This window comes from Ruegeria faecimaris, assembly GCF_900182615.1.
GTDB classification, from domain to species: Bacteria; Pseudomonadota; Alphaproteobacteria; order Rhodobacterales; family Rhodobacteraceae; genus Ruegeria; species Ruegeria faecimaris.
Map to the genome: position 1 here is coordinate 1 of NZ_FXTE01000018.1, position 14,181 is coordinate 14,181.

Genomic DNA, 14,181 nt, shown 5'->3' on the forward strand with positions numbered 1-14,181 from the left:
TTTGGCAGGCTCAAGGATTGGCGCCGTGTGGCAACCCGTTACGACAGGTGCCCGAAGGTCTTCCTCTCAGCAATCGCCATCGCAGCTCTCGTCATCTATTGGCTATGAGTCCTGACCCTAGCGGACAAAGCGGCCATTCGGTCAAACCATTGCGGGCAAATTGGGTCGAATTGAATCAAGGGCAATTATTTCATCGATTAATTAGATTTCCCAAAATCGATCCTTCCCGAACCAGAGTCACTTAAGTCGAAAATTGCATTCAATCTACACCAGCACACGGCAAAAAAAGCGGTCAAACCAAGGCCCGGCAACTAAGCGTCGCCGCCAATCTAAATTTACTCGGCTGGTGACCAATTTGGGCCGGGATCATAGGTCGATATCTCAGCTGTTATTTCAAGCGTATCCGGCCCAAAGTCCGCTTCGAACACGGTGCCGTTTTCACCCACGAGAAAAGAATGGATACCCGTTTCTCCGTAGTCCGCAGGCACCGCAAGCAAGGCGTGACCCGCCACGAACCGATCGCCGACAAAATAGGAATAGGCACCACCCGGAGCATTTGGTCCCTGCCGCTGCAAAATTGCGAAGTAGTAACCGAGGAAAGGTTCAGGTTCGAAATCATCCGTACCGTCGCTCCACCCCGAGGCGGTGGCGCGGGCAAGGGCTTCGCCGACAAAACTGTCTTCTTCTGGCCAGAAGAGGCCGTTTCGTGCGCCGGGATCCGATATGATCGTTTGGGCAAATTCCATGACGCCATCGCCATTGTGGTCCACAAGACGAAACGCCGCCTGAAGATCAACATAGGCCTCAAGCGTTTCGATTACTTCCAATTCATTCAGTCCGATTTCACGGGCGGAAAGCTCCTCTACCCCGGCTTCTAAATCAAACTTCCAACCATTCTCAGCTTGCAGAATTGGGATCGGAAAGGGCCAACTATCTTCGCCAAGCAGAAGAAAAACCCCATCATCCTCGGGCTGAAAGCGGTATCCTTCAGCATACATGCCAAGCACTTCCTGCCTTCTTTGCTGATCTTCCACCGGATCACCCGTTCCGATTAGATCTTCTGCCTCTGGTCCGAAAATCTCGAGCAGCTTATTCTGATCATCGGCCCTTAACGCTTCGACAAAAGCGTCCAGCGCGGTTTGCGGAGTTTCGAACAGGGCACCGTCGGAAAACGCCGGTCCTGTAGCCACTGCGATCACTAAAATAGAAAAAACAGATTTACGCATGTTACCGCCTCCCCTTGCCTTTGGCAGCATGTCCCCGTTTGGACGCCTTGTGAGCTTTGCCGCCTGAAGATTTTTTCTTCATAGCCTTACCTTTGGACGCAGCGGGTTTTTGCTGAGCCGTGGCCTTTTTTACCTGAGGTTTCTTAGCTGCTTGCGGTTTCTTTTTGACAGGCTTCTTCGCCGCATCTGGCCGTTTAGTCCGATCGATGGCCTGCTGCTTGGCAGCAGCCTTGTCCCGATCAACGTTACCGCGATTCACCTGCGGCAAGGACTTGCCCCCACTACCTCGATTGGCCAGAGCACCGCTCGCGATAGCCCCCGCCCCTGCACCAGCTGCAACTGCTGCCGCGCCTCCCCTGCTAATGTCTGCAGCACCGGATTCACGGCTCAGTTTTGCGCGGAGTTCGTCCGTGCGACCCTCGGGGCGGTTGACAGGCAGGTCGCCGCGACCACCTTCCGGCCTTTTGTGATCAGCGATCTTGTCCCGGGCTTCCTTTTTTCGGTCAGGATCGGGTTTCCATCCGATATCAGTTCGGTCACCAAGATCTATATCGTTACCGATATTGACGTTGCCGTCGACGTCTATGTCGATGTCCGGGTTTCTGTATATCGGGCCACCGCCCCATCCGCCGCAATTCCGGCACCCCCAATAGTCATACCAATCGTCGTCATCGTCGAAAATCTCGTCGATCAGCGCCACGGTGCCAAATGTCAGCAAGGCCGCGCCCACTACGTCCCCGGTCGACGGGCCGGTATAGACAGTCTCGGGATTATATTGCGGGACGTACACTGTTTCGGGTTGTGTCGGAGTAATTACAACCGTTTCTTCATCAGATACCTCGACAGTTTGCTCGGGCCCGGAAACAAGAGCTCCGCTGTCAATTGCCTGATCCCGCATTACCTGCACCGCATCCAGTACATCGTCGGACTGGGCCAGCATGGCGGTGCCGACTGTCTCGGTCCAATCGATGTGGGTGGCCATTTGACCGACGACTTCGGGGAACGCCGTGGCCAATACACTTACAGACGGATCCCAGCCCATAGCTTCGATTTCCGGCTCGAGCTCTACGGGGTCGCGGTCGGCGTTATCCAACAAATATCGTTCTGCCTTAACAATCTCCAGTGGCTGAGTGGCCGCAACAAATATCTGTATGAGTAGAGTGTCGGGAAAAAGAGCCACCGGGGCGACCAAAGTTTGCAACTCAGCATCAGATAGAAGATCGGATGAAGTCTCAGACGTAACCTCCGTTGCAACAGTATCGGACGCCTCTTGTGCAAACAGGGCGTTAGATGCGCTTAAACTGAGAGCAAATATTATATATCTAAACATATTGCGATCCTTCAATTTATCGAAGGATCGCCTAAGACCGTGATTCTGGCAACTGGCCTGCCAAATGGAGGATCATTTAGTAAAACACGGTCATTGGTCAAGCTGGCTTGAGCCGTCAATTTACTTACAAGGCCAGCTTCTATTGCGCAGGGCGATTAACTCCCGACAAAACTGTTTTGCGCGACAAGCTTCAGGGATTAATGGGGGCGAAAACATACAGAGCTTTTAGTGCTTCGCTCGGCTCCACCCCCGGCAAAGCGAGACGAAATATCTCTTCCATTGTGCCCTGAGCATACATTTCTGACAGAATACTATCGACAACGAGTCGAAAGTTATCGTCACCCCTCGCGATGGCCAATCCTTGCTTTTCTATCGTCAGTATTTCCTGGGATAGTTTGAATTTGCCCTTTAGTCCCGCAGCAATGTAGTTGACCAGCAAAATCGACTGATCTGCAAAATAGGCGTCAATTTCACCGTCTCGAAGTGCTTTGATACCGTCTGGGTGTGAAGCGAACCGCACCATTTCTGCGTCGATACCTGCAGCTTCAAATGAATTCAGAACGGACGCCTCTGTTGTTGTGCTGCTTCTCATTCCAACCTTCTTTCCCGCGAGTGCACCCATGGTGCCTTCAGCCTCGATCGGTAACAATATGGACGTGCCATCGACATAAGTTGGAATTGAGAAATCAACAATTTCGCGTCGGGAAAGTGTAATCGACGCTGCCCCGCAGAGCATATCCACCTCTCCGGAAGCAACTTTGTCGAAACGATCCTTAGAGTCGACCGGAATGAACTGAACATTCAAATCCTTCAATTCCAGTTTCTGCGCAATTACCTTCGCTACTTGATCGCAAATCAACGGCGACAGACCAAACGGGCGACCTTGGTCGTTAATGTAAGACAACGGAGCAGCATCTGTTCGAAAACCAAATCGGATTTCGTTGTTTTTTGTTATCCTGTCGATTGTTTGGGCAACCGCGCCGGTTGTGAATAGAACCGTCACAATAAGTATAGAAAGCAAGCGCATGGTTTTTCCCTCTTTAGTGGCGTAACACCCTTGTGGAGGTGAAAAGCACCCTGTGTCGAGAGTAAAACACATTGTGTCGCCGAGGAGTCGGTTTGTTGATGAGAGGTGCTGGCATGGCGACGAATCGAAAGCATACCCTCGCAATATTGGCAGAGGCCCGAATGCATCTGCTCCTTCTCAGGGCTTAATGCGAGCGAAAAGTCTTGTGGGCAGAGCTTATGCTCGAAGTTTCAAAGGACCCGCGTCAACTGCAAGTCGTTGCGACAACACAACACCGCACCAGTATATTTTCGTGGTGCAAACTGTTGACCTTCGCCGTGACGCTGTACGGTAGGGTTGATATTCAACGGTGAGGTTGAGCGAAGGGTAATGGGAATAGAACTACAACGGAGTTTGGCGGAACTTGGGGCGCGTAAAACCGTACCTTTTGCCTTTGTGTGTTTGCTGTTCTTCGCATCCTGCGCAACCACGAACCCAGAACTTTTGAAGTCCGAGTTGAACGCTCGACCCAGTGCACAGAATGCGTCGCCAAGCGACTACGCCGGGGAAGTTCAATTTAGCATCTCAAACAAGATTCCCGCTCGTGGGAAAAACCTACCTTACACATTTAACGCGGGCATCAGCAGTGTGACGTCAACGCGCCTAGGTTTCCGGGGGCTCTTAGATCTGCGAGAAATCCAAGTCCAAGCGCCCGCACTTCTGTCGGGTACTCTGGAACAAAGTTGCTCTTTGAATGTTGACTTTGAACTCGACGATGCCCGCGCCAGCGGTGATCTCATTGAACTCGTAGGCTCAGTGGACGTCGAGCTTTATCGTTGTCGAAACGAAGAATCCGAGGGAACCAACGGGCGTGGAGTTCGCTTTATCTCGACGACTGTTGGGATCGCCGCAGCGGCACGCGCCAATGTTCAAGATCAATGCGTTCACTTTGATCTTGCCGACGTCGTGCTTCAACCTACTGGGTTTGTCGGCGGGTTGGTTAACCTAATTGGTCTCACGGAGCGTGTCGAGGAGGTCGTTCTCACCAAGGCAAAGGAGTTCACCGAAGAGAATGTGATTTGTCCGGAGATGCCTTCGGAGCTTTCTTCGTTGAATCCGGTTCTCGACGCCGGCGGTACACGAGAAATTGGTGACGGTGGCATCGGTGTTGCGTTGAGCGGCTCAATCGACACCAGTGCGATGACGATGATGGAACTCCTGGCGGTTATGCAATCTCGCGGTATTGTTGGGGGGGCAGGATGATGGATCGGATCTTTCTTCTGATACTAGCTACTGCCGGGCTTTTCGGATCCGCGCTGCTGGCTGAAGAGGTTACCTTCGAAGCAAACGGGGACGTCAAGCTAGGAGATCGTGAGTTTCCCGTTGATCTGGCATTGAGACTAAAAGATGTGAACGCGACAAGGATCTCAATCGAAAGTGTCATAGACCTACGCCGAGCAAACGAAATACTTGTAGAGGAACTCAAACGAGCCGCGTTTGTAGATGTCTGCAACGCACTGATCGGCGTGACCGAAGCAACGGCCCGTGCCGACGATACAGTGATTTCGCTAAGTGGGAGGATCGAAGCAGAGCTTTTCCGATGCGAAAGCCGCAGCGGCGGTGGATCTATACGCGGCGAGAACACTTTCGCTGGTGGTTTGACGGTGGGTGCTTCCGCTTCGGCCGAATTCAAAGATGACTGCCTTTTTTTCCGTTTGGATGACCTGAGACTTGCTCCGGATCAACTCACCGAGTCGTCCGATGCAAAGGGTAATGTCGAAAAGGTTCGGCAGGTATTCATCGAGACCGCGAACGCAATACTTCAAAGAAACCCGGTATGCCCAGAACTACCTCCCGAACTTGTCTCTCTCTCGCCAACTTACGACGCCGGTGGCACACGGGAGTTAGGGGAAGGTGGCGTCGGACTGTTCTTCCGAGGTTCAATCGAAACGAGTACTGAGGCGATTATTGACATCCTTCAGGTACTCCAGTCGAAGAAGGTGCTTCCACCTCCGCCCCGCTGAACCTAGTCAACGGTTAGTGCGGCAGATAGAATTTAATTATTTCGAAGAACAGGAACGAGTCGTAGAAATATGCATTCAACGTAGCATCATTCGTGCAATAGATGAGGTCAAAAATGATCCATTTTGCATCTGTTCTTACCATTTTGCTTGCTTTTTGCGCCCATGCCGAGGACATCCCGAGCACTCAACCCGGCGACAGGCAGTATTCACCTTATCCACGGCAGAGCTTCCCCAATCAGGTCTTTCTTGGCGACACTCATTTGCATACGTCCGACTCTGCAGATGCCGGTATGATCGACAATGTGCTAGGCCCTGAAGAAGCCTACCGCTTTGCCAAGGGCGAGGTGGTGATATCCAGCACCGGTGTCGAAGCTAGGCTGCGCAGACCATTGGACTTTTTGGTAGTTGCCGATCACGCTGAGAACTTGGGTCTCGCGCCGCTGTTGGCAGCGAAAGACGCCACGCTTTTCACGCCTGAGTTTGGGCAACAACTTAACGCTGCCGTTGAACCCACTGCGAACCCGATCCGTTTCGAAGAAGTCGTGGGCGGCATCGGTGGCGACGAGAAGGTTGCCCAATATGCATGGCAAACTTCGGCGTCGGGAATGGCGGCAGTTTGGGCAAGAGAAAACACACGCGAGGCCATTTGGCACGCTCTTGCTCGGAAAGAAGTCTACGCAACCATAGGTCCGCGCATGCGCATTCGCGTTTTTGCCGGATACGATTTTGAAGATACGGACCTGCCGCGTGTTGATTTTGCCGCGTATGGATATGAAGGAGGCGTCCCGATGGAGCCAATCTAGACCGCATTCAGATCGTCAAAGGGTGGTTAAATAGCAACGGGACAACTTCGGAACGCGTTTACGATATATCTTGCGGCGGGCGCGAACTAGTGAACGCGAAGTGTGGCGGACCCGTTGGCGACACGGTTGACGTTGAGAGCGCTACTTGGACAAACGATATTGGTCAGGCAATTCTATCCGGGTATTGGGAAGACCCCGATTACGATCCGGAACAAAGCTCTTTCTACTATGCCAGAGTGTTGGCAATACCAACGCCACGTTGGACAACATACGATGCCAAAGTGCTCGGAACGGAGATCCCTGACGAAGCCCCACGGTCGATACAAGAGAGGCATACACATCGTCAATCTGGCAGGAACGATTATTATAAGGCTGAAACCAGAATTTACTTAGTCCGCTTTGGGCTCAAACTACCCCTTCAACGCTTCTGCATGAACAATTGGCTTTCGGTCACGTTTACCCAAACCCCTTCAGGCGATATCCGTGTGCCGTAGACCAGTTTCTCGACACCCCTAGCTTGGGCCGCCTCGAACGCCGCTGCATAGGTCGGGTCGATATCTGCGGCCAATGCAATTCGCTCACAATCGGTGCGCTGGACCAGATACAGCAGGATTGCGCGATGCCCCTCGTCCACCATAGCTGTCAGTTCCCCTAGATGTTTGGTTCCGCGCGCTGTGACGCTGTCGGGGAATTCGGCCAGACCGGGTTCGCGAGACAGGGTCACGCATTTGACCTCGACATAAGCGTCCTGAAGGCCCGGCTGGGTCAGCAGGAAATCAACGCGGCTGTTCTCGCCGTATTTCACCTCGGGGCGCACAGTTTCATAGATTGCCAGTTCGGGGATCTCCCGCGCGATCAATGCCGCGCGCAACGCCCGGTTCGGGACGGATGTATCCACGCCGGTGAAATGCCCGTTTTCGTGATCGACCAGCCGCCAGCCATATTTCAGCTTTTTCTTCGGGTCGTCATTGGGCTCCAACCATATTTTCTCGCCCGGTTCGGCCAGTCCCATCATCGAGCCGGGATTGGCGCAATGCGCTGTCACCTCGCGCCCGTCCTCAAGCCTGCAATCGGCCAGAAAGCGTTTATAGCGGCGGATCAGGTGGGCGGGGACAAGAGGGGTTTCAAATCGCATGCTTCAGGGCCTATACCTGCGGAAAGGGTCGATCAAGGGGGCGCAGGCCATGCAAAATCCAACCGCAGCCATGCTGGTGATCGGGGATGAAATCCTGTCGGGTCGCACCCGCGATGCAAACATGCATTATCTCGCGCAGGAGCTGACCAAGCAGGGGATCGACCTGAAAGAGGTCCGTGTGGTCAGCGATGACGCCGCTACAATCGAAGCCGCCGTTCAGGCGTTGTCGGCAAAGTTTGATCATGTCTTCACCAGCGGCGGGATTGGACCGACCCATGATGATATCACCGCCGATTGCATCGCCCGTGCCTTTGGCGCGCATATCGACATCCGCGACGATGCCCGCGCTTTGCTTGAAGCGCATTACGAGAAATCCGGGCTGGAACTGAACGCTGCCCGTTTGCGCATGGCGCGCATCCCTGATGGTGCCACGCTGATCGACAATCCGGTGTCGACTGCGCCAGGCTTTACCATCGGCAATGTTCATGTGATGGCTGGGGTGCCCTCGGTCTTTCAGGCGATGGTGGCGAGTGTATTGCCGGGTCTGACCGGCGGTGTTCCTCTGCTGTCCCAAACCTTACGGGTGGATCGCGGCGAAGGCGATATCGCCGCCCCCCTTGCGGCACTCGCAGCGGATTTTCAGGATCTGTCCATCGGGTGTTATCCGTTTCAGATCAACGGTGTGTTTGGCGCCAATGTGGTCATTCGCGGAACCGAAGGTGCCCGGATCGACGCGGCCTCAACCCGGTTGGCGAAAGAGCTTGGTCTGTGAGCGTTACCTGGCCTGACGTCGTCGAGGGTACATGGCCATCTGCGCAGCGCCAAAAGCTGGGGCCGTTTCTGGTGCGTCAGGGTCTGGGCGGCGGATCGCGGGTAAGTGCGGCCAATGCGCTGGGGCCTGCCTCGGATGAGGATATAGCGGCGGCCGAGGTCGCGATGCAGGCACTGGGACAAAAGCGCATCTTTTGCCTGTGGTCAGGGGACGAGGCGTTGGATACGCAGCTTGAAGGCCGGGGCTATTCCGTGTTGGATCCGGTCAATATTTACACCTGCCCGGTTGGGCATCTGACTGATCTTCCGCTCCCCCGCGTAACGGTGTTCTCGATATGGGAGCCGCTGGCAATCATGCGTGAGATCTGGGCCGAGGGCGGGATTGGACCAGAGCGGCTGGCCGTGATGGAGCGAGCCCCGGGTCCAAAGACCGGCCTGCTGCTTCGCTATAGTGACCAACCTGCTGGTACTGGATTTGTTGCGATGCATGGGGACGTGGCCATGGTCCACGCACTTGAGATTTTGCCCGCTCATCGCCGTCAGGGCCTGGGCCAATGGGCGATGCGCGCGGCTGCGCTCTGGGCACAGGATCAGGGCGCCGGGACGCTCAGCGTGATTTGCACCAAGGCGAATGCGGGGGCCAATGGCCTTTATCGCGCGCTTGGGATGGAGCTTGCCGGAGAATACCATTACCGTCAGCTGGCTGAAGGAGAGAACCCAAAGTGACCGATCTTACCCCACCCACCGCGCTGAACCTTCCGATGGTGGATCCGCTACCGCCGGAGACGCAGAAATATTTCGACATTTGCGTCGAAAAGCTGGGTTTTGTGCCCAACGTTCTGCGGGCCTATGCCTTTGACATCGACAAGCTGAACGCGTTTACCGCGATGTATAATGATCTGATGCTGGCGGATAGTGGGTTGTCCAAGCTTGAACGCGAGATGATCGCAGTGGTCGTTTCTGCAATAAACAAGTGTTTCTATTGCCTTGTCGCACATGGGGCGGCTGTCAGGCAGTTGTCGGGTGATCCGCAACTGGGCGAAATGCTGGTCATGAACTACCGGGTTGCGCCTTTGGATCAGCGGCAGCGTGCCATGCTGGATTTCGCGGCCAAAATGACCACCGAAAGCACCAAGATTGAAGAGCCTGACCGACAGGTCCTGCGGGATGCCGGGTTTAGCGACCGCGATATCTGGGACATTGCCAATGTGACCGGCTTTTTCAACATGTCGAACCGTGTTGCAAGCGCGACCGCGATGGCCCCCAACCCCGAGTATCACGCCCAATCAAGATGATCCGCCGCCTCGCCATATTCCTGTTGCTCATTGCGTCGCCCGTTGTCGGCCAAGAGCTGACGCTGCCTTCGGGCGCGCGTCTGGTCAGCGACCGCACAAGCCCGCTCGACAGCTATGACCTGCCCACCGGCCCCTACGTCGACGGAACAGTCCCAGCGCGCCGGGTCGAAGGGCGGGTCGAGCGCTATACCTGGCGGCTGCAGGCCGGGTCCAGCACCACTTTGCAGCTGCTCGCCCCGTTGCGGGAACAGATCAAAGCCCAGGGGTATGAGGTTATCTTTGACTGCGACGCCCGCAGTTGCGGTGGCTTCGATTTTCGCTTTGGAACCGAGGTTGTCCCGACGCCTGACATGTATGTGGCCATCCAGGACTATCGCTTTTTGTCCGCTGCCAAGGGCGACGAAGTCCTGAGCCTTTTGGTCAGCCGAAACCCGCCCGATGGCTATGTGCAGATGATCCGCGTGTCACCTGAGGGGGCCGAGGCCGCGCCTCCGCTGGTGATCGAAGAAGAGGTCGATCAGGCGCAGGGGCTGTTGGAAGAGCTTGCGCAAGAGGGCCACGTGATTCTGGGCGATCTGCATTTCCGCACGGGCGAAATAACCCTGGGTGAGGGGCCTTTCGGCTCTCTGAACAAGGTTGCGCAGTATTTGTCGGACAATCCCGGAACGCGGCTGGCTCTGGTCGGGCACACGGATGATACCGGCGCACTCGAGGCCAATATTTCGGTCAGCACGGGCCGGGCGCAAACCGTGCGCGCCCGGCTGATCGAGAAATACGGCGTGGCCGCCGATCGGGTCGAGGCGCGGGGGATCGGCTATCTGGCCCCGATCACCTCGAATGCAACGCCCGAAGGTCGCGAACTGAACCGCCGGGTCGAGGCGGTTCTGCTGATCAACTGATCCCTACATCACCCACCACAGGTACAGTGGCAGCCCGATCGTGATGTTGAACGGGAAGGACACGCCCAGCGACAGGGTCAGATAGATCCCGGCCTCGGCCTTTGGCAGCGCGATCTTCATCGCCGCGGGCACAGCGATATAGGAGGCCGATGCGGACAGGACCATGAACAGGAACAGGCTGCCGTCAGGTAGGCCGATCACCGCCCCGACCGCCCAAGCCATCGCAGCGCCGATCAGGGGCATCAGCATACCAAAGGCAAACAGACCCAGCGAGAGTTTATCGCGATTATTGATCAGGCTGCGCCCTGCGGAAATGCCCATATCCAGAAGGAAAAGGCACAGGATGCCGGTGAAGGGTGTGACGATGAACGGCGCAATCATCTGCATCCCTTCGCCACCCGTAACAGCGCCAATTAGAAAGGCCCCGGTCAACAGGACAATCGACCCGTTTGCCAACAGATCGCGCCACAGCCCATTGTCATTGACGCCCTTGCTGCTGGTTTTATGCGCCAGCCAAAGGGCCGAAAGGATGGCGGGAACCTCCATCGCGGCGGCGACAGCAACCATGAAGCCGTCATGATCAAGACCCACAAAATCCAGCAGGCTGGTTGCGGTGACGAAGGTCACGATTGAGATTGATCCGTAATGCCCGGCAACAGCCGCCGCATTCAACGCGTCCAGCCGTGTCATGACCCGGAGCAGGCCGAATGCCACAAAGGGGATGACAAAAGACAACGCCACACCGCCTAGCAAAGTCAGGAACAGATCCATGTGGATGCCATGCTCGGCCAGGCTGCTGCCGCCTTTGAAGCCGATGGCCAACAGCAGATACAGCGACATGAACTTGGCTGCCCCACCGGGGATCGACAGATCGCTGCGGGCAAGAGCTGCTAGCAGCCCGAGGACGAAGAAAAGGATGGTTGGGACCAGCAGGTTGCTGGAAAGGGTTTCGATCACGCTGGGCATTTTTGGCTCCTGTCCCGATTTCACGGGCTAAGTGCCTTGCCTATTTTTGTTATCCAAATATTATCTTTCTAAATTTTGAATAGTTTAAAGCTATGAAATGCGCCCAACACTAAGGCAACTGGAATATATCGTTACGGTCAGCCGACTGGGTCGATTTGGATTGGCAGCTGAGGTTCTGAATGTCAGCCAACCCAGCCTCTCGGCGCAAATTGCCTCTGTAGAACAAGAGCTTGGCCTGCGCATCTTTGATCGCAACCGGGGCGGCGTTCAGGTGACGGCCAAAGGCGAAGAGTTCATCAAACGCGCCCAGAAGATCCTTGCCGAAGTCCGGGATCTGCGCCACGCGATGAGCAGCGAGACACCGGTCTCAGGACGGCTAAGGCTGGGCGTGTTGCCCTCAATCGGGCCCTACCTGCTGCCTCAGGTCATCAAAAAGGTCCATCAGGACCGCCCCGGTCTGCGCATTGTCGTGCGCGAGGAAAACACCCGTGATCTGGAACAAGGACTTAAATCTGGTCGGTTTGATCTGATCCTTTCTACGCCCGAGGATCACCCGAACACAATCCAGCAGCGCTTGTTCAACGAGACTCTGTGGATTGGAGTTGCCGTAGACGATGTGCTGTCAAATGATACGTATGGTGTTACGGCTCAAGACTTGCGCGACCGGCTGATCCTGACCTTGGACCAAAGTCACCGTCTGTCCCGGATCGTCTATGCGCTGGCGGCGGAATGCGGTGGGGTTGTGTCGGATGAATACGAGGGGACCACGCTTGATTCCATTGTACTGATGGCGGCCTCGGGGGTTGGGGTTGCGGTGTTGCCGGACCTGTATGCAAGACGTCAGGGGATTTACCGCGATGAGGTCCATTTGCGCCCGTTGACCATAACAAATGCCAACCGCGATATCGCGCTTCTTTCTCGCAGAAAAGAAGCTAATCTGCCCGGACAGAATATCCTGATCCAATCCTTGCGTACAGTCGCGCAGAGTATGGGGCTGGCCGTGTTCAGCGAATAAAAAAAGGCCCACACTACTTGTGCGGGCCGTTCAGTTTCCACCGGGAGAAATTACCAGTCCATCGGGCCTTTTTCGTTGAAGGCATCGACGAGGAAATCAATGAATGCCCGCACCTTGGGCTGCGTAAAGCGACCGGGCGGGTAGACGGCATAAACGCCTTGCACTTCATCGGGCAGCGACGGCATTGCGTCGACAACTTCGCCCGACTTCAGCGCGTCGGAATAGAGATAGCTGGGCAGATGCGCGATCCCAAGCCCTGAGACCGCAGCGTTCAACAAGGATTGCCCATCATTCACGCTGAGCCACCCGGCGGTGCGAACCTGACGTTTTTCACCCGAAGGTGCGGTCAGTTTCCACACATTGCCCGAAGACTGGCTGGAATAATGTAACAGCTTGTGTTCGTTCAGGTCGTCGATCTTTTGCGGACGCCCGAATTTCTCGATATAGGTGGGCGCGGCGACCATCCGCTTGACGGTTTCGGTCAGCTTGCGGGCGCGCAATGTGCTGTCTTCCAGCTCACCAATCCGCACGGCAACGTCGAACCCTTCCGAGATCAGCTCAACATAGCGATTGTTCAGCACCATATTCACCGTGATGTCGGGATAGGCAGCTAGAAATCCCGACAGAACCGGAGACAGGTGATTGACGCCGAAATCTGTCGCCACACTGATCCGCAGCAGACCAGAGGGGGCAGATTGCATCGAGGTGACCAGCGCATCAGCCTCGCCCGCGTCATTCAGAACGCGGCGGGCCCGGTCATAATAGGCCAGCCCGATTTCGGTTGGTGACACGCGGCGCGTCGTGCGGTTCAGAAGTCTTGCGCCCAGGCGTGCTTCCAGGCTGGAAACGTGCTTGGACACAGCCGATTTTGAGATGCCCATTTTCTTGGCCGCGTCGGTGAAACCGCCTTGGTCCACCACGTTGGCGAAGGCTTCCATTTCGGTCAGTCGGTCCATTCTTGTTCCCCAGGTGTAGGTTCTTTAACTGATCTTTACGTCAAATCTGGGCGGAAACAGGGCGGACATGGGATAATATCAGGGATTTGAATCGGATCGTTTGCGCTTGGGAAACTCTGAAACAGTGGTTTCCATATGGGCCACAAGCCTTTTGACAACGGGTATCCTCGATTTCGGGCCGAAACATGCTACCATGAGGATGGCAAATTTGTGACAACGGAGAAGATTATGAAAGCTGTTTTAGCTATTGCCGCAACCTGCCTGTCGGCGACATTTGCTCTGGCCGGGGGTGAAACACCATCAAACCCCGAAGCGCAGGTCTATTTTGTGAAATTGTCTGACGGCGACGTTGTCCAATCTCCGATCACCGTGGTCTTTGGCCTCAGCGGCATGGGGGTCGCGCCGGCGGGTACTGAAAAGGAAAACACCGGGCATCATCATCTGCTGATCGACCGACCGCCTTTGGGGCAGGGAGAGGACGGTGCGGATGAGTTGTCTTATGGTCTGCCCGCGGATGACAATCATATCCATTTCGGCGGTGGCCAGACCGAGGTAACGCTGGATATGGCAGCGGGCGAACATACGCTGCAGCTGGTTCTGGGCGATGCAGGTCATGTACCGCATTCCACGCCCATCGTGTCTGACGTGATTACGATAACCGTTGAATAAGCGATAAGAGACTTCTGCTATTGGTATCCGGCGGGCTTTCAGGAATGTCGCCGGGCCACAGTGATGTATGGCGTTTACTTTTCCTT

14 protein-coding genes and 2 pseudogenes are annotated in these 14,181 nt (G+C 55.4%); 10 read left to right on the plus strand and 6 right to left on the minus strand.

What is annotated here, in order from left to right; translation table 11 throughout:
• Window positions 1-108 (plus strand): annotated as a pseudogene (locus tag FN806_RS18700) (IS5/IS1182 family transposase); the annotation flags it as partial.
• Between the two features lie 227 nt (window positions 109-335).
• Here FN806_RS18700 and FN806_RS18705 read toward each other — a convergent pair.
• The 3 genes from FN806_RS18705 to FN806_RS18715 all read right to left on the minus strand — a co-directional run bounded on the left by FN806_RS18705 (window position 336) and on the right by FN806_RS18715 (window position 3,583).
• Window positions 336-1,226: a DUF2950 family protein gene (locus FN806_RS18705; protein WP_185956746.1), complete on the minus strand. Its 891-nt coding sequence runs from the start codon at window positions 1,224-1,226 to the stop codon at window positions 336-338.
• A gap of 1 nt (window position 1,227) precedes the next feature.
• On the minus strand, window positions 1,228-2,556 hold the full coding sequence (locus FN806_RS18710) for a DUF3300 domain-containing protein (protein WP_142639955.1): 1,329 nt from the start codon (window positions 2,554-2,556) through the stop codon (window positions 1,228-1,230).
• A gap of 190 nt (window positions 2,557-2,746) precedes the next feature.
• Complete coding sequence (locus FN806_RS18715) at window positions 2,747-3,583, minus strand: amino acid ABC transporter substrate-binding protein (protein WP_185956747.1); 837 nt, start codon at window positions 3,581-3,583, stop codon at window positions 2,747-2,749.
• 369 nt (window positions 3,584-3,952) lie between these two features.
• On the opposite strand from FN806_RS18715, the gene FN806_RS18720 reads away from it, so the two are divergent.
• The 3 genes and pseudogenes from FN806_RS18720 (at window position 3,953) to FN806_RS20890 (ending at window position 6,883) form a co-directional block, all read left to right on the plus strand.
• A complete protein-coding gene (locus FN806_RS18720) occupies window positions 3,953-4,825 on the plus strand; it encodes a hypothetical protein (protein WP_142639959.1) in 873 nt (290 codons plus the stop codon).
• A complete protein-coding gene (locus FN806_RS18725; RefSeq protein WP_142639961.1) occupies window positions 4,822-5,586 on the plus strand; it encodes a hypothetical protein in 765 nt (254 codons plus the stop codon). The genes FN806_RS18720 and FN806_RS18725 overlap by 4 nt, the downstream gene beginning before the upstream one ends.
• A gap of 290 nt (window positions 5,587-5,876) precedes the next feature.
• Window positions 5,877-6,883: pseudogene (locus FN806_RS20890) on the plus strand (DUF3604 domain-containing protein).
• Here the strand turns inward: FN806_RS20890 and sfsA are convergent.
• Window positions 6,808-7,524, minus strand: a complete 717-nt coding sequence (gene sfsA, locus FN806_RS18735) for a DNA/RNA nuclease SfsA (protein WP_142639963.1) — start codon at window positions 7,522-7,524, stop codon at window positions 6,808-6,810. The pseudogene FN806_RS20890 and the gene sfsA overlap by 76 nt on opposite strands.
• A gap of 49 nt (window positions 7,525-7,573) precedes the next feature.
• Between sfsA and FN806_RS18740 the strand changes: the two genes are divergently transcribed.
• From FN806_RS18740 to FN806_RS18755, 4 genes are read left to right on the plus strand one after another with little or no spacing between them, the layout of a single operon-like run.
• The gene (locus FN806_RS18740) at window positions 7,574-8,296 is read left to right on the plus strand and encodes a competence/damage-inducible protein A (RefSeq protein WP_142640091.1); all 723 of its coding nucleotides are present in this window, start codon (window positions 7,574-7,576) and stop codon (window positions 8,294-8,296) included.
• The gene (locus FN806_RS18745) at window positions 8,293-9,021 is read left to right on the plus strand and encodes a GNAT family N-acetyltransferase (RefSeq protein ID WP_142639965.1); all 729 of its coding nucleotides are present in this window, start codon (window positions 8,293-8,295) and stop codon (window positions 9,019-9,021) included. Before FN806_RS18740 ends, FN806_RS18745 begins: the two co-directional genes overlap by 4 nt.
• Window positions 9,018-9,590: a peroxidase-related enzyme gene (locus FN806_RS18750; protein ID WP_142639967.1), complete on the plus strand. Its 573-nt coding sequence runs from the start codon at window positions 9,018-9,020 to the stop codon at window positions 9,588-9,590. Before FN806_RS18745 ends, FN806_RS18750 begins: the two co-directional genes overlap by 4 nt.
• On the plus strand, window positions 9,587-10,489 hold the full coding sequence (locus FN806_RS18755; protein ID WP_142639969.1) for an OmpA family protein: 903 nt from the start codon (window positions 9,587-9,589) through the stop codon (window positions 10,487-10,489). The genes FN806_RS18750 and FN806_RS18755 overlap by 4 nt, the downstream gene beginning before the upstream one ends.
• 3 nt (window positions 10,490-10,492) lie before the next feature.
• Here the strand turns inward: FN806_RS18755 and FN806_RS18760 are convergent, their stop codons facing one another.
• On the minus strand, window positions 10,493-11,455 hold the full coding sequence (locus FN806_RS18760; protein WP_142639971.1) for a sodium-dependent bicarbonate transport family permease: 963 nt from the start codon (window positions 11,453-11,455) through the stop codon (window positions 10,493-10,495).
• 97 nt (window positions 11,456-11,552) lie between these two features.
• On the opposite strand from FN806_RS18760, the gene FN806_RS18765 reads away from it, so the two are divergent.
• A complete protein-coding gene (locus FN806_RS18765; RefSeq protein ID WP_142639973.1) occupies window positions 11,553-12,470 on the plus strand; it encodes a hydrogen peroxide-inducible genes activator in 918 nt (305 codons plus the stop codon).
• 50 nt (window positions 12,471-12,520) lie between these two features.
• Here FN806_RS18765 and FN806_RS18770 read toward each other — a convergent pair whose 3' ends face one another.
• A complete protein-coding gene (locus tag FN806_RS18770) occupies window positions 12,521-13,426 on the minus strand; it encodes a LysR family transcriptional regulator (RefSeq protein WP_142639975.1) in 906 nt (301 codons plus the stop codon).
• A 228-nt stretch (window positions 13,427-13,654) separates the two neighbouring features.
• Here FN806_RS18770 and FN806_RS18775 point away from each other — a divergent pair, with 228 nt between their 5' ends.
• Window positions 13,655-14,095: a DUF4399 domain-containing protein gene (locus tag FN806_RS18775; RefSeq protein WP_142639977.1), complete on the plus strand. Its 441-nt coding sequence runs from the start codon at window positions 13,655-13,657 to the stop codon at window positions 14,093-14,095.
• Window positions 14,096-14,181 lie beyond the last annotated feature (86 nt).